At 70.6% G+C, this 18,379-nt stretch carries 17 protein-coding genes; 3 read left to right on the forward strand and 14 right to left on the reverse strand.

Annotated elements, in window-relative coordinates; genetic code table 11:
- Positions 1–15 precede the first annotated feature (15 nt).
- The gene (locus AC1XX3_RS02865) at positions 16–1,053 is read left to right on the forward strand and encodes a LacI family DNA-binding transcriptional regulator (protein WP_483319566.1); all 1,038 of its coding nucleotides are present in this window, start codon (positions 16–18) and stop codon (positions 1,051–1,053) included.
- 58 nt (positions 1,054–1,111) lie between these two features.
- Positions 1,112–2,524, forward strand: coding sequence for a glucuronate isomerase (uxaC, locus tag AC1XX3_RS02870; RefSeq protein ID WP_483319567.1), 1,413 nt, complete (start codon positions 1,112–1,114; stop codon positions 2,522–2,524).
- 72 nt (positions 2,525–2,596) lie between these two features.
- Here the strand turns inward: uxaC and AC1XX3_RS02875 are convergent, their stop codons facing one another.
- The 4 genes from AC1XX3_RS02875 to AC1XX3_RS02890 form a co-directional block, all read right to left on the reverse strand.
- Positions 2,597–3,214, reverse strand: coding sequence for a sigma-70 family RNA polymerase sigma factor (locus tag AC1XX3_RS02875; protein ID WP_483319568.1), 618 nt, complete (start codon positions 3,212–3,214; stop codon positions 2,597–2,599).
- Positions 3,215–3,553: 339 nt separating this feature from the next.
- The gene (gene groL, locus AC1XX3_RS02880) at positions 3,554–5,164 is read right to left on the reverse strand and encodes a chaperonin GroEL (protein ID WP_483319569.1); all 1,611 of its coding nucleotides are present in this window, start codon (positions 5,162–5,164) and stop codon (positions 3,554–3,556) included.
- Between the two features lie 11 nt (positions 5,165–5,175).
- Entirely contained in the window at positions 5,176–5,472 is a 297-nt protein-coding gene (gene groES / locus AC1XX3_RS02885) for a co-chaperone GroES (RefSeq protein ID WP_483319570.1), read from the reverse strand.
- 174 nt (positions 5,473–5,646) lie between these two features.
- Entirely contained in the window at positions 5,647–6,009 is a 363-nt protein-coding gene (locus tag AC1XX3_RS02890) for a hypothetical protein (RefSeq protein ID WP_483319571.1), read from the reverse strand.
- Between the two features lie 125 nt (positions 6,010–6,134).
- Here AC1XX3_RS02890 and AC1XX3_RS02895 point away from each other — a divergent pair, with 125 nt between their 5' ends.
- Positions 6,135–6,878: a sulfite exporter TauE/SafE family protein gene (locus tag AC1XX3_RS02895; RefSeq protein WP_483319572.1), complete on the forward strand. Its 744-nt coding sequence runs from the start codon at positions 6,135–6,137 to the stop codon at positions 6,876–6,878.
- Positions 6,879–6,906: 28 nt separating this feature from the next.
- Here the strand turns inward: AC1XX3_RS02895 and AC1XX3_RS02900 are convergent, their stop codons facing one another.
- The 10 genes from AC1XX3_RS02900 to AC1XX3_RS02945 form a co-directional block, all read right to left on the reverse strand.
- Entirely contained in the window at positions 6,907–8,139 is a 1,233-nt protein-coding gene (locus AC1XX3_RS02900; RefSeq protein ID WP_483319573.1) for a class I SAM-dependent methyltransferase, read from the reverse strand.
- Positions 8,136–9,176 carry a tRNA (adenosine(37)-N6)-threonylcarbamoyltransferase complex transferase subunit TsaD gene (gene tsaD / locus AC1XX3_RS02905; protein WP_483319574.1) on the reverse strand — a complete coding sequence of 347 codons (1,041 nt, stop codon included), beginning with the start codon at positions 9,174–9,176 and terminating at the stop codon, positions 8,136–8,138. The genes AC1XX3_RS02900 and tsaD overlap by 4 nt, the downstream gene beginning before the upstream one ends.
- A complete protein-coding gene (locus AC1XX3_RS02910) occupies positions 9,173–9,667 on the reverse strand; it encodes a GNAT family N-acetyltransferase (protein ID WP_483319575.1) in 495 nt (164 codons plus the stop codon). The genes tsaD and AC1XX3_RS02910 overlap by 4 nt, the downstream gene beginning before the upstream one ends.
- The gene (gene tsaB, locus AC1XX3_RS02915) at positions 9,664–10,344 is read right to left on the reverse strand and encodes a tRNA (adenosine(37)-N6)-threonylcarbamoyltransferase complex dimerization subunit type 1 TsaB (protein WP_483319576.1); all 681 of its coding nucleotides are present in this window, start codon (positions 10,342–10,344) and stop codon (positions 9,664–9,666) included. Before tsaB ends, AC1XX3_RS02910 begins: the two co-directional genes overlap by 4 nt.
- Entirely contained in the window at positions 10,341–11,360 is a 1,020-nt protein-coding gene (tsaE, locus tag AC1XX3_RS02920) for a tRNA (adenosine(37)-N6)-threonylcarbamoyltransferase complex ATPase subunit type 1 TsaE (RefSeq protein WP_483319577.1), read from the reverse strand. The genes tsaB and tsaE overlap by 4 nt, the downstream gene beginning before the upstream one ends.
- Positions 11,361–11,538: 178 nt before the next feature.
- Complete coding sequence (locus tag AC1XX3_RS02925; RefSeq protein WP_483319578.1) at positions 11,539–13,878, reverse strand: DEAD/DEAH box helicase; 2,340 nt, start codon at positions 13,876–13,878, stop codon at positions 11,539–11,541.
- Between the two features lie 209 nt (positions 13,879–14,087).
- Complete coding sequence (locus AC1XX3_RS02930; RefSeq protein WP_483319579.1) at positions 14,088–15,281, reverse strand: alpha/beta fold hydrolase; 1,194 nt, start codon at positions 15,279–15,281, stop codon at positions 14,088–14,090.
- Positions 15,278–16,450, reverse strand: a complete 1,173-nt coding sequence (alr, locus tag AC1XX3_RS02935; protein ID WP_483319580.1) for an alanine racemase — start codon at positions 16,448–16,450, stop codon at positions 15,278–15,280. The genes AC1XX3_RS02930 and alr overlap by 4 nt, the downstream gene beginning before the upstream one ends.
- Positions 16,447–18,024 carry an NAD(P)H-hydrate epimerase gene (locus AC1XX3_RS02940; protein WP_483319581.1) on the reverse strand — a complete coding sequence of 526 codons (1,578 nt, stop codon included), beginning with the start codon at positions 18,022–18,024 and terminating at the stop codon, positions 16,447–16,449. Before AC1XX3_RS02940 ends, alr begins: the two co-directional genes overlap by 4 nt.
- Positions 18,021–18,371 (reverse strand): holo-ACP synthase, encoded by a 351-nt coding sequence (locus AC1XX3_RS02945; protein ID WP_483319582.1) that lies wholly within the window; start codon positions 18,369–18,371, stop codon positions 18,021–18,023. The genes AC1XX3_RS02940 and AC1XX3_RS02945 overlap by 4 nt, the downstream gene beginning before the upstream one ends.
- Between the last annotated feature and the right edge of the window lie 8 nt (positions 18,372–18,379).

Genomic DNA, 18,379 nt, shown 5'->3' on the forward strand with positions numbered 1-18,379 from the left:
TGGTTCGCTGTGGCCATGGTCGCGGAATCGACGCCGAGCAGGCGATCCAAACCGACGACCATCCATGATGTCGCGGCCCTGGCCGGCGTCGCGCCCTCCACCGTCTCCCGGGCCCTCAACAACCCCGGTCGGGTCAACTACGCCACCCGTGAGCGGGTCGAACAGGCTGCGGCCGAGCTGAACTATGTGGCCAGCGCGCAGGCCCGGGCGCTGTCCAGCGGACGTACCCGCACGGTCGCCCTGCTGGTTCCCGACATCACCAACCCGTTCTACTTCGAGCTGATCCGAGGGACCCAGCACCAGCTCAAGGCCGCGGGCTACACCCAGGTCCTGGTCGACACCGAGGAGTCGGCTGACGTCGAGGTCGCCACACTGGAGCGGATGCGGAAGGCCGCGGACGGCGTGGTCCTGACCGCCTCCCGGATGAGTGACGACGAGATCGCCGCCGCGGCCGCGCTGCGCCCATTGGTCACCATCAACCGCAACGTCAGCGGTGTTCCGAGCGTCATCATCGACACCCCGACGGCCATCCAGCAGGCGCTCGACCACCTAGTCTATCTCGGCCACCGACGGGTCGCGTACGTCTCCGGCCCGCCGAACTCGTTCTCCAACCGCTGGCGCGGCAAGAAGCTGGCCGAAGCGATCGCACAGAAGGTGGCCGACGGGATCGCGATGGAGCTGGTCCGGGTGGGCCCGTTCGCGCCGACGATGGCATCCGGCGGCGCTGCCACCGAGGCCGTGCTCAGCGCCGGCGCCACCGCATGCATCTGCTACAACGACCTGATCGCGCTCGGCATGCTCGAGCGCTGCCGTGCCCGCAGCATCTCCATTCCCGACGAGCTCAGCGTCGTCGGCTGCGACGACATCTTCGGAGCCTCGTTCTGCCATCCCCCGCTCACGACGATGACCGCGCCGACCGAACGGGCCGGCCAAGTCGCCATCACGATGTTGCTCGGTCTGATCAATCCGGCGGTGAACCAGGCCGGCCGGCGACTGGCCATGCTTCCCACCCACCTGACCATTCGCGGGTCCACCGGACCCGTCAGCACCTGACCGGCCATCCGCCGCATCCCGCGCGGACTCCTGGCCGCCGCTCCTCGAAAGGACCACCATGGTGGCGCTCTCCCCCCACCCCGACCGCCTGCTGCCCGCAGACCCCGCAACCCGTGAGATCGCGCGCACCCTGTACGACCAGGTCGCCGACGCACCGATCTACTCCCCCCACGGCCATGTCGAGGCCGAGGTGCTGGCCGGCAACGAGCCGTTCGGGGACCCGGCCGAGCTGCTGATCACTCCGGACCACTACGTGACCCGGTTGCTGCACACCGCGGGCGTGCCCCTGGATCAGCTGGGCGTGCGGACTCCGGGGGTCGACCCGCGGGAGATCTGGCGTACGTTCTGCCAGCACTGGCCCACCCTCGTCGGCACCACCGTGCGGTACTGGTTCGAGTCGGAGCTGCAGGAGGTGTTCGGGGTGACCGAGCACCCGTCCGCCGACACAGCCGACCGGCTCTACGACCAGCTGTCCGAGGCGCTGCGCACCGACGCCTTCCGGCCGCGGGCCCTTTTCGACCGCTTCGGCATCTCGGTGCTGGCCACCACCGATGACCCAGCGGACGACCTCTGTGCCCACGCCCGGCTGGCGGCCGATGAGACCTTCACCGGCCGGGTGCTGCCGACCTTCCGGGCCGACCGCTACATGGATCCGAGCGAAGCCGGCTGGGGCAAGCGGCTGGAGCGGCTGAGCCAGGCCGCCGGGATCGAGTGCTCGAGCTATGCCAACCTGCTGGACGCGCTGCGTTCGCGACGCGCGCATTTCGCCGCCCACGGCTGCACCGCGACGGACACCGGCCCGGTGGATGCAGTGGCTGAGCCGCTGAGCGACACTGAGGCGGATCGGATCCACCAGCTGGCGCTGCGCGGCGGGCCCGAGGCCGTCTCGGTCGCGGACGCGATCGCCTACCGACGCAACATGCTGTATCAGTTCGCGGCGATGGCCGCCGAGGACGGCCTGGTGATGCAGCTGCATCCTGGCATCCTGCGCAACCATCACCGGCCCACCCTGCAGCGGTTCGGCCCCGACAGCGGCCATGACCTGCCCGCCGTAGCTTCGTTCACCGGCCCGCTGACCCGGGTCCTGAACGACTTCGGTACCAACCCGACCTTCCGGTTGGTGCTGTTCACCGTGGACGAGACGGTCTTCTCCCGCGAGATCGCCCCCTTGGCCGGGTTCTATCCCAGCGTGTACGCCGGAGCGCCGTGGTGGTTCATCGACTCCCCTGCCGGGATCAGTCGCTATCGGGCTGCCATCACCGATGGCATCGGCTTCTACAAGACCTCCGGCTTCATCGACGACACGCGGGCCTTCTGCTCCATCCCGGCCCGCCACGACATGTCCCGCCGGGTCGACGCAGCCCACCTGGCCGGTCTGGTGACCACCCATCAGATCAGCGAGGAGGACGCTGCCCGGGTCGCCCGGGATCTGGTCGGCCGGATCCCCCGCGAGACCTTCCGTCTGGGGTAGTCCGAGCGAGATCGGGTCTCGGGTGGTCCGAGCGAGACCTCGGGTCGTCCGCCGTCGCGGTCCCTCGCCCCGCTAGGACGCGATCGGGACCGTGGTCCCGGAGGGGAACAGTCCGAGGTATTCATCGGACTCCGTCACCAGCTGGCGCAGTCTGGCCACCGCTCGGTGATGGGTGACCCGGACGGCCCCGGCGCTGATGCCGAGCTCGAGCGCGACCTCGTCGGCCGACGCACCACAGGCTCTGCGGATCAAGACAGTCCGCATCCTGCTCGGCAGCTGGTCGATCAGCTGGGTCGCTGCCGCCACGTGGGCCGCAGAGATGGCCCGTTCCTCGGGGGTCTGGGACGGCTCAGTGCGGTCGGGGAGCTCGTCCACCGGCACGGCTGCGCGGGCGAAAGCGCGCTGGGCGTCGGCCACCTTGTTGGCGGCGACGGAGAAGACCCACGCCGTGAACGGCGCACCACTGTCGCGGTAGCGCGGCAACACCTTGTAGATCGCCATGCAGGTCTCCTGGGACGCGTCGTCCGCGGCCTCCAGGCCGCCGGCGTACCCGATCAGCCGGGACCGGCAGTAGCTGAAGATCATGGGGCGCAGCCGGGTGATCAACTCGTCCATGGCGTCGTGATCACCCGCCCCCGCAGCAGCCACGAGGTCTTGGACTGTGCGCAGCTGACCGTCTTCGGTGCTCACCCGCCCCCCATCGATCGTCGAGATCATGTCCGCTTCCTGCGACGGACCTAACTGTGGCAGATGGGTCGCGCCTGACGACGGCGATCTCGCCCGGGTCGGTTGAGAAATGTCGAACCCGGCATCCGACGCAGCGCGATGTTGATCATCGAGCCGATCTCCGGTGATGATCAGAAGGTTCGATGATCAACCGGTCCGGGTCTTGAAGTCGCCGCGGGGTGGGCGAACGGTGATCAAAGCTCGCGCGTTCTCCGGCGGCCATCCCCGACGCTGCCCGGACAACACGATGGCCTCCCCCGCGAGCGGGAGAGGCCATCGTGGATGTGCGGTTGAGCTGAGAGATCAGTGCGCGTGACCGTGTCCGGCCGCGGGCTCCTCTTCCTCGGGCTTCTCGACCACCAGAGTCTCGGTGGTGAGCAGCAGCGACGCGATCGACGCCGCGTTGGCGAGCGCGGAACGCGTCACCTTCACCGGGTCGATGACGCCGGCCGCCAGCAGGTCGACATACTCGTTGGTCGCGGCGTTGTAGCCGGAACCCGGCTTCATCTCCGCCACCTTCGAGGTCACCACGTAACCGGGCTCGCCACCGTTCTCGGCGATCCAGCGCAGCGGCTCGACAGCAGCCTTCTTGACGATGGAGACGCCGACGCGCTCGTCTCCGGTCAGACCCAGGCCATCAGCCAGGGCGGCCGAGGCGTGAACCAGTGCCGAACCGCCACCGGCCACGATGCCCTCTTCGATGGCAGCGCGGGTCGCGGAGACAGCATCCTCGATGCGGTGCTTCTTCTCCTTGAGCTCCACCTCGGTGGCAGCGCCGACCTTGATCACGCAGACGCCGCCGGCCAGCTTGGCCACCCGCTCCTGCAGCTTCTCACGGTCCCAGTCGGAGTCGGTGCGCGCGATCTCGGCGTGCAGCTGAGCCACGCGCGCCTTGACCTCGTCGCTCGAGCCCGCACCGTCGACGATGGTCGTGTTGTCCTTGGTGACGACGATGCGACGAGCGCGGCCGAGCACCTCCAGACCGACCTGGTCGAGCTTGAGGCCGACCTCGGGGGCGATGACCTGACCGCCGGTCAGGATCGCGATGTCCTCGAGCATGGCCTTGCGCCGGTCACCGAAGGCCGGAGCCTTGACGGCGACCGAGGTGAAGGTGCCCCGGATCTTGTTCACGACCAGGGTGGACAGCGCTTCGCCGTCCACGTCCTCAGCCACGATGAACAAGGTGCCGGAGGCGCCGATGACCTTCTCCAGCAGCGGCAGGAGCTCGCTCATGGCGCTGATCTTGCCGGAGTGGATCAGGATGTACGGGTCGTCCAGGGACGCCTCCATCCGCTCTGCGTCGGTGACGAAGTACGGCGAGAGGTAGCCCTTGTCGAACTGCATGCCTTCGGTGAACTCGAGCTCGGTGCCGAAGGTGTTGGACTCGTCGACGGTGATGACGCCGTCCTTGCCGACCTTGTCGAACGCGTCGGCGATCAGCGAGCCGATCACCTCGTCACGGGCGGAGATGGTGGCGACGTGCGCCATGTCCTGGGTGGTCTGCACATCGCGAGCGATCTCGCGCAGGCGCTCCTCCACCTTGGCCACAGCGATGTCGATGCCACGCTTGAGGGCGATCGGGTTGGCACCGGACGCGACGGCCTTGAGCCCTTCGTGCACCAGCGCCTGCGCCAGCACCGTCGCCGTGGTGGTTCCGTCGCCGGCCACGTCGTTGGTCTTGGTCGCAACTTCCTTGGCCAGCTGGGCGCCCAGGTTCTCGTACGGGTCGTCCAGCTCGACCTCACGGGCCACGGTCACACCATCGTTGGTGATGGTGGGCGCGCCCCACTTCTTGTCGAGCACCACGTAGCGGCCCTTCGGGCCGAGCGTGACCTTCACGGTGTTGGCGAGGATGTCGACGCCACGCTCAAGTGAGCGGCGCGCCTCCTCGTCGAACTGAAGGATCTTTGCCATGGGTGTTCCCCTTACTTGGTGACGACGGCGAGGATGTCGCGCGCGTTCAGGAGCAGCAGCTCCTGGCCGTCGTACTTGACTTCGGTACCGCCGTACTTGCTGAAGATGACGACGTCACCCTCAGCGACGTCGAGCGGTACGCGGTTGCCGTTGTCGTCGATCCGCCCGGGGCCGGTCGAGAGGACCTTGCCCTCCTGCGGCTTCTCCTTGGCGGTGTCCGGGATGACCAGACCGGATGCGGTGGTCTGCTCTGCTTCGAGCGGCTGGACGAGGATGCGATCCTCGAGCGGCTTGATCGTGACTGCCACGTCAAACCCCTTTCAGAAGTGATGTGTTCAGATGGGAGGTCCCAGCTCGACGTCGTCGCGGTGCCGCCTCGCTGAGTTGGCACACTCACAAGGAGAGTGCTAATCCGACATTAGCACTCGACCTCATTGAGTGCCAGCGCGGTCCCGCCAATCCGGGTCGCGCAGTGGCTGCGGTCAGCCGCCCGTTCGGGGCCGGACCCGGGTGAGCGCCTCCTGGGCGACCCAGTGCCGGCTGCCGCCCGGGGCGGTCACCAGGCAGACTGCCGTGGAGTCGATCACGTCGACCGCCCGCACCACGCTGACGTGGCTGGGTGGGATCCGGCGGCCGTCGGACAGCGTGATCGGCGCGGCCGGGCGGACCGGAGTCCCGACCGCGAGCTGGCGCGGCTTGATCAGCAGCATGGCCAGCAGCAGCAGTGGCCCGCAGATGATGCCGAGCAGGGTGAACAGCCGGTCGTCATAGCCCTTGCGGCGCGCTTCCCAGGCCGCGGCGACGCCGGTGGCGACGTACAGCAGGATCAGCAGAGTGGGATACACGGGCGGGCCGGCTCTCCAGGGGTCGGGATCGGGCTGTCGAACCGTACCGCGTGGGACACAATGGGCAACGCAATGGCACCGAAGGCGTCTGCCCGGCGACGTACGGACGACGACGGAGGATTCCGGTGGACTGGTCACAGGTGGGCATCCTGCTGCTCGCCGGAGTCGGTACGGGGGTCGTCGGCTACGGCGTGGGGCTGGCTTCGCTGGTGTCCTTCCCGACGCTGCTGGCACTCGGCCTGCCGCCGCTGACGGCCAATGTGACCAACACGGTGGCGCTGATGGGGACCACCGCGGGCGGCCTGGTGTCCGCCCAACCGGACCTGGTGGGCCAGCGCAGCCGGGTGCTGAGGTTCGGCCTGGCCGGGGTGGCCGGTGGTGCGGTCGGGGCCGCACTGCTGCTGACGCAACCGGCAGAGGTGTTCTCGGCCGTGGTGCCGTGGCTGGTGGCGTTCGCGTCGGTGGTGCTCATCCTGCGGCCCTGGCTACGTTCGCTGCACGCCGGCCGGATCCGGGAGCGCTCCTGGTGGGTGGTGCTGCTGATCGGGGTCATCTGCATCTACGGCGGCTATTTCGGCGCTGCGGCCGGGGTGCTCATCGTGGCCACACTGGGGGCCTTCATGCCCGACGTCTACGCCCGGATCAACGCGCTGCGCTCGGTCGTCCTCGGCTCGGCCAACGCCGCCGCTTCGGCGATCTTCGTGTTCGCGGGGCCGGTGCACTGGCCCACGGTGCTGCCGCTGGCACTGGGGTGCGTGCTGGGCGCCTCGGTGGCCCCGCCGATCGTGCGACGGGTCCCGGAGACGCCGCTGCGTATCGTGGTCGGCCTGGCCGGACTGTGCCTGGCCGTGGACCTGTACCTCGGCTGAGCCCGGCCCGGGACAGCTCCGATCTCCCTCAGCTCGTGCTGGGCGCCCCGGTCTCGTTGCCGCCGCCCCGCTGGACCCGCGACGCGACCAGCACCACGGCACCCTGCGGTGTGCGGGTGATCACCAACGTGGCCGCATGGGGTCCCTTCGGCCGCAGCCGGCGGCGAAGCGCGGCGGGGTCGAGGTCGAGGCCCCGCTTCTTGATCTCCAGCGTGCCGACCCCGGCCCGCTCCACCCACTGGCGCAGCGCCTTCTCCTTGTAGGGCAGGATCTCGGCCACCTCGAAGGCAGTGACGTACGGGCTGTCGGACAGCGTGTCGGCGGTCAGATAGGCGATCTGGGGGTCCAGCAGCCGGGCACCGAGCAGCCGACCGACATAGCCGATGCCGCCGGCCCGAATCACCGCCCCGTCGGGCTCGTAGAGATAGCGGCCGGGCGGCCCGACCGGCAGCGCGTCGGTGTCGAGCGGCACCTCCAGCCGTACCGCGGCCGAGCCCGGGGCAGCCTTCGGGTCGGGCAGCAGGGTGGCCACGCGCCGGTCGGGGGCACTGCCCGGCCCCGCCCAGAGCCCGACCTCGACGGTGTCCCCCCGCTCGCTGACCCACTCCGCCTCGACCGACGGCGGCAGGAACGAGTGCGGCAGGGCGGGGCCGAGCTTGACCCCCGCCACCCGGGAGCCGTCCAGCAGGGCGAGGACGAACGGCCAGGAAGGGCTGAAGTCCTGCACCTGCCACAACCGACGATTGGCGGTGCGGCGAGCGGGGTCGCAGAACACACCGGTGCCGGGAGCCATCAGCGCGGGTGCGAGCTGCTCGGCGTCGCCGACCACGACCTCGGCCCGGCCTGCCAGGTTGGCCCTGGCCACTGCTGCGGTGGCGGGGTCGAGCTCGACTGCCACGACGTCCAGCCCGGCCGAGGCGAAGGCCATCGCGTCGGTCCCGATGCCGCAGCCCAGATCGACCACGCGGGTCACCCCGGCGGCGGCGAACCGGGCGGCGTGGTGCGCAGCGACCGTCGGCCGGGTCGCCTGCTCAAGCCCGTCCCGGGTGAACAGCATCGTTGCGGCGTCCTGGCCGAACTTGGTGATCGCCCGGCGACGCAGCTCCGTCTGACTGAGTGCGGCAGCCGCGAGGTCGGGGCCGCAGCGCGCCCGCAGCGCACTGGCCGCGGCCAGGCTGGACGGGTCCGGTTGCTCGGCAGCCAGCTCGAGGGCCAGCCGACCCTCGGCCGAGGTGAGCAGGTCGATCCGCGAGTCGTTCACACCAGGATGCGGGCGACCGGCAGCGACGAGTTGGCGCCGATGTCGAATCCCGAGGGACGACCCCCACGGGAGACGATCTCGGATCCCAGCACGGCGATCATTGCGCCGTTGTCGGTGCACAGGGCCGGTCGCGGGGTGCGCAGGGCGATGCCGTTCTCCGCCGTCCGCTCGGCCAGCAGCTCGCGCAACCGCCGGTTCGCCGCCACCCCGCCGCCGATCAGCAGGTCAGTGGCGCCGGTGGCGAGGCAGGCGTCCACCGCCTTCGCACTGAGGACGTCGCAGACCGCTTCTTGGAAGCTCGCCGCCACGTCGGCGATCGGCACGTCCTCGCCGTCGCGCTGACGCGCCTCGACCCAACGCGCCACCGCTGTCTTGAGGCCAGAGAACGAGAAGTCGAAGCGATGCTCCACCAGGTCCTTGCGGGCGGTCAGCCCGCGCGGGAAGGCGATCAGCTTCTTGTCCCCGGTCGCCGCCTTGTCGATGTGCGGGCCACCGGGGTATGGCAGACCCAGCACCCTGGCCACCTTGTCGTACGCCTCTCCGGCGGCGTCGTCGACGGTCGAGCCGAGCTCGGTGATGGCGGATGCGACATCGTCCACTCGGAGCAGGGAGGTGTGCCCGCCCGACACCAGCAGCGCCACGCAGGGCTCCGGCAGCGGACCGTGCTCGAGCAGGTCCACAGCCACGTGCCCGGCCAGGTGGTTGACCCCGTAGAGCGGCTTATCCAGCGCGTACGCCAGCGCCTTGGCGCCGGCCAGGCCGACCACCAGCGCCCCCATCAGCCCCGGACCGGCGGTGACCGCAATACCGTCGACCTCGCTGAGGTCGATGTCGGCGGTGGCACAGGCCCGCTCCAGGGTCGGCACGAGCGCCTGCAGGTGGGCACGGCTGGCCACCTCCGGCACCACCCCACCGAAGCGGATGTGCTCCTCGACGCTGGAGGCGACCTCGTTGGCCAGCAGCTCGTGGCCGCGGACGATGCCGACGCCCGTCTCGTCGCAGGAGGACTCGATCCCCAGGATCAGCGGCCCGCTCATGCGTTCTCTCCGGCTGCGAGCTGGGCGTGCAGGTCATAGAGCTTCAAGATCAAGGCGTGCTTTCCGGGTCCGTAGTAGTTCTGGCGGGCGGCGAGCTGTTCGAAGCCGCACCGCTGATAGAGCGCGATGGCCGGCTCGTTGGTGTATTGCACCTCGAGCATCACCGACCGCGCGCCGAGATGGTGCACCGCGGCGAGGGCGGCCCGGACCAGCCCGGTGCCGACTCCGCTGCGACGGTGTTCCGGAGCGACCACGAGTCGCTGGAGGTCAGCGATGTGGTCGACCGTCTGCATCGAGATCACTCCGACCGGGTGGTGAGCACGCGCCAGCAGAACCGTACGTCGCTCGCCCAACAGCTCCCCCAGCCAGCTGCGCTCGCTCCAGCGTTCCGCGGCCGGGAACCCGGACTCCTCGAGTGCGAGCAGGGCGGGCAGGTCGTCGCGGTGGGCCGGGGTGATGCTGACCTCGGCCGCATCGGTGGCGGGAGTCATGGTCGCGGTCCTCGGGGGGACCTGCGAGGTCCACGCTCGAGCAGCACCGACTTCGGCCGGGCGGGCTCCGTCGCGTCCGGGCGCCGCAGATAGAGCGGCTCGGTGCCGGCGTCCGGCAGCTGCAGTCCGACAGCGGCGAGCACGCCCGGGTCCAGGCGTCGCGGCCCGAGCTCGGCTAGGACGCGGTCCGGATACAGGTCGGCGCCTGGTCCGATGGTCGGCAACGCCGGCAGCTCCGACGGGTCGCTCACCCGCGGGCCGTCCACTCGGGTGCCGTCGGCGGCGTAGCGGGCCCAGTAAAGCTCCTTGCGTCGGGCGTCGATCGCCACCACGAAGTCACCGGGCAGCGGGCCTGGATGGTCGGCGACGTGCTGGACGGCGAGCACGTCGAGGCTGCAGACGCCGTGCAGGGGCGCGCCCCAGGCGGTCGCGAGCACCTGAGCAGTGGCGATGCCGACCCGCAGCCCGGTGAACGGTCCGGGACCCAGCCCCACCACGACGGCGTCGACAGCATCGACGCCGGCCTCGGCGAGCACCGTACGGGTGAGCGGGACCAGCTGTTCGACGTGCTGCAGCCGATCGGTCACCACCTCGGCGGCCAGCACCCGGGGCCCGAGGGCTACACCGGCCGCGACCACCGTGGACGTATCGAGAGCGAGAACCACCTGCGAGGTCATGGACGTCCCTTCACGATCGCTGCCAGGTCGACGCCGTGCCAGCGGGCACCGACCGGGCGTAACACCACCGTACGGGCGTCGACCCCACCCCCGCCGGACTCGTCAGCCGCGCCGGACTCGTCTGTCCCGCCGGTCTCGTCTCCCGCGGACGCGGTGTCTGCCGGATCGGATTCGCCACGGCGGATGTCGATCTCCAACCGATGCTCGGCGAGGGACTCGGCCAGCCCTTCGCCCCACTCCACCACCGTGACGCCGGAGTCCACGGTGGCGTCCAGGTCCAGGTCATCGAGCTCGTCGGCGCCGCTCAGCCGGTAGGCGTCGACGTGCACCAGCGCGGGGTGTCCGTTGGTGGAGGGGTGGATCCTCGACAGCACGAAGGTCGGCGAGATGATCGGGCCGACGCTGCCCAGACCACGACCGATGCCTTGGGTCAGGGTGGTCTTGCCCGCGCCCAGCCCGCCGGAGGCGATCACCAGGTCGCCGGCGGTCAGCACGCCGGCCAGCCGCTCCCCCAGCTCCTGCATCGCCTCGCCGGTGGGTATCCGGACCACCACGGGCAGGTCACGACCGAGCACCACGCCATGCGCCTCCGGTCGAACCACCACGAAGTCACGGTGCCGCCAGTATTCGATCAGCTCGGCGAACTCGCTGCGGGCGAACAGCTCGACCCGGCGGAAGCCGAGCTCGGCGGCGTACTCCTGAGCGGCCGCGACCATGGCCGAGGCGACGCCGTGGCGCTGGAAGTCGGGGTGCACCGACACACGCTGGAAGGTGGCCAGGCCGGGTCGTACCTCGCTGATGAGGATGGCGCCCGCAGGGCGGCCGCCGACCGTGGCCAGGATTCCCCCGCCGGCGTCCAGCGCGGCCGCGATCGTCTCGGGCGTCTCGTTGATGGCGGTGGACGGCGGGTCCAGGGCGGGACGGGCACCGAAGGCCGCGTGGATGACCTCCACCAGGTCGGCGGCATCGTCATGCGATGCGACCGACAAGACGAGGTCTGGAATTGAGGCGTTCACCAGCGGTAATGGTACTGCCGCCGCTGACCGTCCTCAGCCGCACCTGTCCGAGGCGGCTTCGGCCCGGGTTCACCGCACGCCGGCTGGGAACGACGACGGGCCCGCCAGTGCCCACCGAAGTGGAGCACTGACGGGCCCGGCAAAGGTCACGACAGGCGCCGAGGCGCCGGTCGGTAGGTCAGGAACGACCACCCTTGTAGCCGCCACGGCCGCCACTGAAGCCGCGGCTTCCGGCGTCGCGACGGGAGAAGTCCTTGCGGTTGCGGGGACGACCGCCACCGCGCGACGGCGGGGCGATCAGACGCTCGAACTCGACGGTGGTCACCGCTGCCCCGGTGGGACGGCGGGCGCCGGTGGCCTCAGCCAGGGCGCTGTCGCCCGGCCGTGCCTCGAGCGGGGTCGGCTGGACGCCGGCCTGCTGGGTGAGGCGGGTGACCTCACGACGCTGATGCGGCAGGGTCAGGGTGACGACCACGCCGGTGCCACCGGCGCGAGCGGTTCGACCGGCGCGGTGCAGGTATTCCTTCGGACCAGCCGGCGGGTCGACCTGGAGCACCAAGCCGACGTCGTCGACGTGGATACCACGGGCGGCGACGTCAGTGGCGACGAGAACCGGCACCTGGCCGTCCTTGAAGGCGGTGAGGATCCGGGAGCGGGCGCCCTGGGTCAGACCACCATGCAGAGCACCGGCCATCACGCCGGCGTCCCGCAGCTGTTCGGCCACCCGGTCGGCACCACGCTGGGTGCGAACGAAGACGACGGTACGTCCCTCCCGGCCCGCGATCTCGGCGGTGAGGGCGTTCTTGTCGTGCGGCAGGACGTGCAGCAGGTGGTGCTCCATCGTGGTGACGCTGGCCTGGGCCGAGTCGACCTCGTGGGTGACCGGATCCTTGAGGTAGCGGCGGACCAGGCGGTCAACGGCACGGTCCAGCGTGGCGGAGAAGAGCATCCGCTGACCGCCCTCGGGAACTCCGTCGAGGATCGTGGTGACGGCGGGCATGAAGCCCAGGTCGGCCATGTGGTCGGCCTCGTCCAGCACGAGGACCTCGACCCGGGAGAGGTCGACAGCGCCCTGCTCGATCAGGTCGATCAGGCGACCGGGGGTGGCCACCACGATGTCGACGCCACGCTCGAAGGCGCGCAGCTGCGGGCCGTAGGCCATGCCGCCGGCGATCAGGGTGACTGACATGCCGACCACCTTCGCCAGCGGCGCCAGCACGTCGGCCACCTGCATGGCGAGCTCGCGGGTGGGAACCAGCACGACGCCGCGCGGGGTCTTGCTCGCAGACTTGGAGCCCGACAGCGTGGTCAGCATCGGCAGACCGAAGCCGAGCGTCTTGCCCGAGCCCGTCTGGCCGCGGCCGAGGACGTCACGACCGTTGAGGGCGTCCGGGATGGTCGCCTCCTGGATCGGGAAGGGCGCGGTGATGCCCTGCGATGCCAACGCAGCGACGAGCTGCTTGGGCAGGCCCAGTGCGGCGAAGCCGTTCTCGCCGCTCACGGACTTGAGGTTCTCAGGAGCGATCTCCTGTGCGGTCCAGCTCATGTTGTCGCTGTTTCCTTCTTCGTTGCGGTCGGGGCGGTCGAACGAGCGCTCGGACCGGTCGAAGCTGCGTTGCGGGCGGTCGGTCCGGTCGAACGACCGCTGGGGGCGCTCGGACCGGTCATACGACCGGGTGGGCCGGTCGGAGTCGGGCCGCTGCCAGCTGCGGCTCTCCGAACGGTTGGCGGACTCATCCGGACGGTTGGAGGTCCGGGCCGGACGATCACTCCGGTCAAAGCTGCGGGCGGGACGATCGGAGCGATCGAAGTCACGCGCCGGACGATCAGAACGATCGAAGCTGCGGGCGGGACGATCGGAGCGATCGAAGTCACGCGCCGGACGATCACTGCGGTCGAAGCTCCGCGCCGGACGATCAGAACGATCAAAGTCACGCGCCGGACGATCACTGCGGTCGAAGCTGCGGGCCGGACGATCAGAACGATCAAAGTCACGCGCCGGACGATCACTGCGGTCGAAGCTGCGCGCCGGACGATCAGAACGATCAAAGTCACGCGCCGGACGATCACTGCGGTCGAAGCTCCGCGCCGGACGATCACTGCGGTCGAAGCTCCGCGCCGGACGATCAGAACGATCAAAGTCACGCGCCGGACGATTAGTCCGGTCATAGCTACGGGCCGGGCGGTCGTCGCGGCTGGGCCGATCGGCCCGGATCACGCGATCGGAGTCGGCCGGACGCTCGAACCGCTGCGGCCGGTCGGTCGTGCGCTCGGTGCGCGGGCCCCACGACTCACGGTCCGAACGCTGGTAGTCGCCGGTGGTACGCGGCTGGCCACCACTGCGGCGGGCGCCGTGGCCGCGCTCGGTCCGCTCCTCCCGGCTCCACCGCTTCTTGGCGGTGCCGTCGGACTTGAAGCTCTTCGGACCTGACTTCTTAGCGGCCGCGGCGGACTTGCCGGCGCCCTTGGACGTCTTGCTGAAGGCGCGCGAGGACGCGCCGGTCTGCCGTGAAGGCATGAAAAAACCCACTTCTCATCCGCGATGGGGATGGCATTAGTTCAGGCACGTCAACGGCCCAAACTTTCACATCTTGTGGCGGGAGACGAACCAGTGCGCGTTCTGATGGTGAGCGCTAAATGTCCCGTATTGCACTGCGCAACCGGGGAGGGACAACCATATCAGGGTCGTCGTGTTGATCCCAATCGCGCCGACGAGACCGCAGGCGCTCAGACGTGCAGGTGCCGGGTGACCCGGCTGACGAGGTGGTCCAGCACCGCGTTGAACCGGTCGGAATGCTCGATGATCCCCATGTGACCGCAGTCCGGAAGTCGCAACGTCTCCGCACCGGGCAGGAACTCGATGATGCGGTCGGTGTGGGCGATCGGTGTGATCACGTCGTCGACGCCACCGATGACCGCCGTCTCGACCCCGCTGAGCACCTCGAAGGCCGCGGTCTCGTCCAGCTCGCTGAAAGCCGGGTAGTAGTCGGCGACCACCTCGAGCGGGATGTCGGCCAGCATCTCGCTCATGAACTCCACGTACGACACCGGTACGTCGGAGCCGAAGGACATCTGTCGGGTCACCACGTAGCCGAGGTCCGAGCCGGCCCGTCGACCGCGCTCGACCAGCTCCGGCACCCGGTTGAGGGTGGCCATCAGGGGTGGGGCGATCCGGGAGAACGCCCGGCCCGGCAGCCCGCGGATCGGTGAATAGTTGGCCATCTCACCGCTCGACGTTGAGAACAGCGCGACACCGCGGACCCGCTCGCCGAACCAGTCGGGCCGGGTCTGAGCGAGATGCATGATCGTCATGCCGCCCATGGAGTGGCCGATCAGCACCACCGGGCCGTCACCGGCCACCTCGTCGAGCACCTGGGCCAGGTCGTCGGCCAACTGCGGCACCCGACACAGCTCGGGCGCCGATCGCCCGGAGCGGCCGTGCGAACGCTGGTCGTAGAACACCAGCCGGTGTCGACCCCGAAAGTGCAGCCGTTGGAAGTGCCAGCAGTCGAGGCTGAGCGCGTAGCCGTGGACGAAGACCAAGGTGAGGTCCTCCTCGCCAGGATCGCGGTCCGCCTCGTCGCTACGGCTGACGATGTCCAGCTCGTCGATCTCGGTGTGCAGCACGACCCCGTCCGGCGTGGTGACCTTGGGGCCGGTCGAGCGGAGCGAGAAGAACGGCTCCTCGACATCGTGGTCGGCCCGGCGCTGCAGCCGGCGGGTCACCATCCGGCGTTCGAGCTCCATCCCGGCAGCGATGCCCCCGGCAGCCAACGCCGCCACCCCCGCGAACAGGCCGAGGCCCTCGGCCATCCGGCCGCTCGCTGCCGGCAGGGCCGGGATCCGCAGCCGGCGTGGGCTGGCCGCGCTGGGTTGGGCTCGCACTGGCGTACGGCGGCGACCGCGCGACGGCGCTGTCATCGATCAACTCCTCGATAGGTCCGGGGCACCCGGGGCCCGATCCGGGTGACGATCTCGTACCCAATGGTCCCGCACCAATTCGCCCAGTCCGCCGCCGTCGGCTCGCCCGAGGCTCCGGAGCCGAACAACAGCACCTCCGCGCCGACGCCGACCGACGCGTCCGGGCCCAGGTCGACCACGAACTGGTCCATGCAGACCCGACCGCGGATCGGAGCCCGCACCGTGCCCCCCGCCGTACGGATCCCCACCTCGGCGGTGTTGCTCGCGTGCCGCGGAATGCCGTCGGCGTAGCCGAGCGGAACCAGCCCGAGGACGGTGGTCCGGTCGGCGGTCCAGGTGTGGCCGTAGGACACCGAGTCGCCCGACTGCACCGTCTTCACGTTGACCAGCTGCGCTCGCAGGGTCATCACCGGCGTGAGCCGGACCCCGGCGAGATCGGCCAGGCCCGGGGCCGGCTCGACGCCGTAGCCGGCGATCCCGACCCGGACCAGGTCGAAGCGCGCGTCCGGCACCACCAGCGCACCGGCCGAGTTGGCCAGGTGCCGCACGGTCGGTCGCAGACCGGCGGCGGCAGCGACCTGCAGCGCTGAGCGGAAGGCGACCAGCTGACGCTCGGTGCCGGGGTGGCCGGGCTCGTCGGCCGTGGCCAGGTGAGACCAGACGCCCACCACCTCCACCGCACCGGTCGCCTCGGCCAACGCCGCCTCCGCGCAGAGCTCGGCCCACCCCTCCGGACGCATCCCGTTGCGGGACAGGCCGGTGTCGATCTTGAGATGCACCCGAGCACGCCGCTCGGCGGTGCCGGCCGCTGCGACCAGCGCGGACAGCTGCTCCAGCGAGGACGCGGCCAGGTCCACGTCGGCGGCGACCGCGGCTGTCAGGTCGGTGTCCGGCCCATAGAGCCAGGCGAACAGGCGGCCGGTGTCACCGCTCTCGCGCAGCTGGAGCGCCTCCAGTGGGGTGGCGACACCGATCCACTCCATCCCGGCCTCGCGGGCTGCCGCTGCGCACGCGCGCAGCCCGTGACCGTAGCCGTCACCCTTCAATACCGCCATCACCGTCGTCGCCGTACCGACGTGGGCCTGCAGGCGCCGCAGATTCTCGGCGTACGCGGCCAGGTCGATCACCAGCTCGGCCGTGGCGGGGTCGATGCTCGCGAGCGCGGTCATCTAAGGGCCACCAGCTCGGTGTGGCGCACCTGCAGCCGCCCGATCAGCGCCGGGAAGCGCGCGGCCAGCTCGTGCGGCGGATACGGTCCCGGGTTCTCCGCAGCGGCCATCGCCTGCAGCGAGGCGGCCAACAATGCGGCGGTACGGGCGGACAGCCCGACCGCCAGCAACGTCGCGCAGAGTCCCGCGAGCGTGTCGCCGGATCCGGCCTGGCCGGTCCAGGCGGGGCCCGGCACGGCCAGCCCGAGAGCGGCGCATCCGGGTTCGGACACCAGCTGGCTGGCACCCTTGAGCAGCACGGTGGCCCCGGTCCGGTCGGCGGCGGCGCGGACCGCAGCCGGTGGGTCCGACTCCACCTCGCTGCGTGCACAGTCCAGCAGCCGGGCCAGCTCACCCGCATGCGGGGTCAAGAGCCAGGTCGGCGGAACTTCGTCCGGCAGATGCGGGAGGGCCTCGGCGTCGACCACCACCGGCACGCCGGAGTCCAGCGCCGCCTGCAGCACGGCACGACCGTCGGGTCGCTGCCCCCAGCCGCAGCCATACAGCTGGGCCTGGACCCGTCCGGCGGCGAACACCACGTTCGGCAGCTGGGCGCGGATGATCTCCGCGGCCGCGGTCGCGCCGAGGAAGCGCACCATGCCCGCTCCGCCGTGGACAGCACCCTGGGTGGACAGCACCGCCGCGCCGGGGTACTGCTCGGAGCCGGTGTCGACACCCACGACGCCACGGGCGTACTTATCAGTGGCCGGGTCGGGGTACGGCCAACGCAGCGCCACCTCGTCGACGTCCCATGCTTCGATCTCGGGGGCATCGATCCCGGGAGCGAGGCCGATGTCGACCAGCTCCATCTCGCCGCAACGGCCACGAGCAGGTTGCAGCAGATGGCAGGGCTTGTGTACTCCGAAGGTGACCGTGTGCTGGGCCCGGACGGCCAGCCCGGGCACCTGGCCGGTGTCGGTGGCCACCCCGGACGGCACGTCGACGGCCACCACCGGCACGCCGACGACCTCGACGAGGTCCAGCAGGGCGCCGACGGCCTCCGGCAGGCCGGGTCGGCCGCCGATGCCGAGGATGCCGTCGACCACCAGGTCCACCCCCGGACCCCGCTCGAACAGCTCGCGCCAGGCGGCGGTGTCGTCGAGGTCGACCAGCCGCCCACCGCCGGCGAGCAGCGCCGCCAGTCCGGCGGCGTGCGGACGGCCGAGCGTACGGACGGCGACCACGCGGGCGCCGCGGCGCACCAGCCGAGCGCCGGCGAACAGGGCGTCACCGCCGTTGTTGCCGGGGCCCACCAGCACCAGCACGGTGCTGCCGTACACGCCGCCGGTCGTCGACCGCAGCACCCGCCCCAGGGCGCCCGCCAGGCCTGCCGCCGCGCGCTGCATCAGGGTGCCGTCATCGGGGACCGAGGCCGGGTCCGACCCGTCGTCGGCCGCTGTCACACCCTCGGCGGCCACGGCCACTGTCACACTCTCGGCGGCCAAGGCCGCTGTCACACTCTGGGCGGCCAAGGCCGCCATGGCCCGCTGCTCCAGCCGACGGGTCTGCTCAGCGGTGTACGCGGAAATGATCATGCTTCGCAGATCACCACCGCGGAGGCGATCCCGGCGTCGTGTGACAAGGAGACGTGGATGGTGGCCACGCCGAGGCTGGCAGCTCGCTCGGCCACCGTCCCGGTGATCACGAACGAGGGCCGGCCGAGGTCATCGGCCACCACCTCGGCGTCGCGCCAGCTCAGACCGGCCGGAGCCCCGAGCGCCTTGGCCAGCGCCTCCTTGGCCGCGAACCGAGCGGCTTGTGAGGCCACCGGCCGGCTTCGCTCGGCGGACGTGAACAGCCGGTTCACCAAACCGGGACGTCGCTCAACCGTGGCGCGAAACCGCTCGACGTCGCAGACGTCGATGCCGACCCCGATGATCATGGTCGCGG

Source organism: Microlunatus sp. M237 (assembly GCF_056896895.1).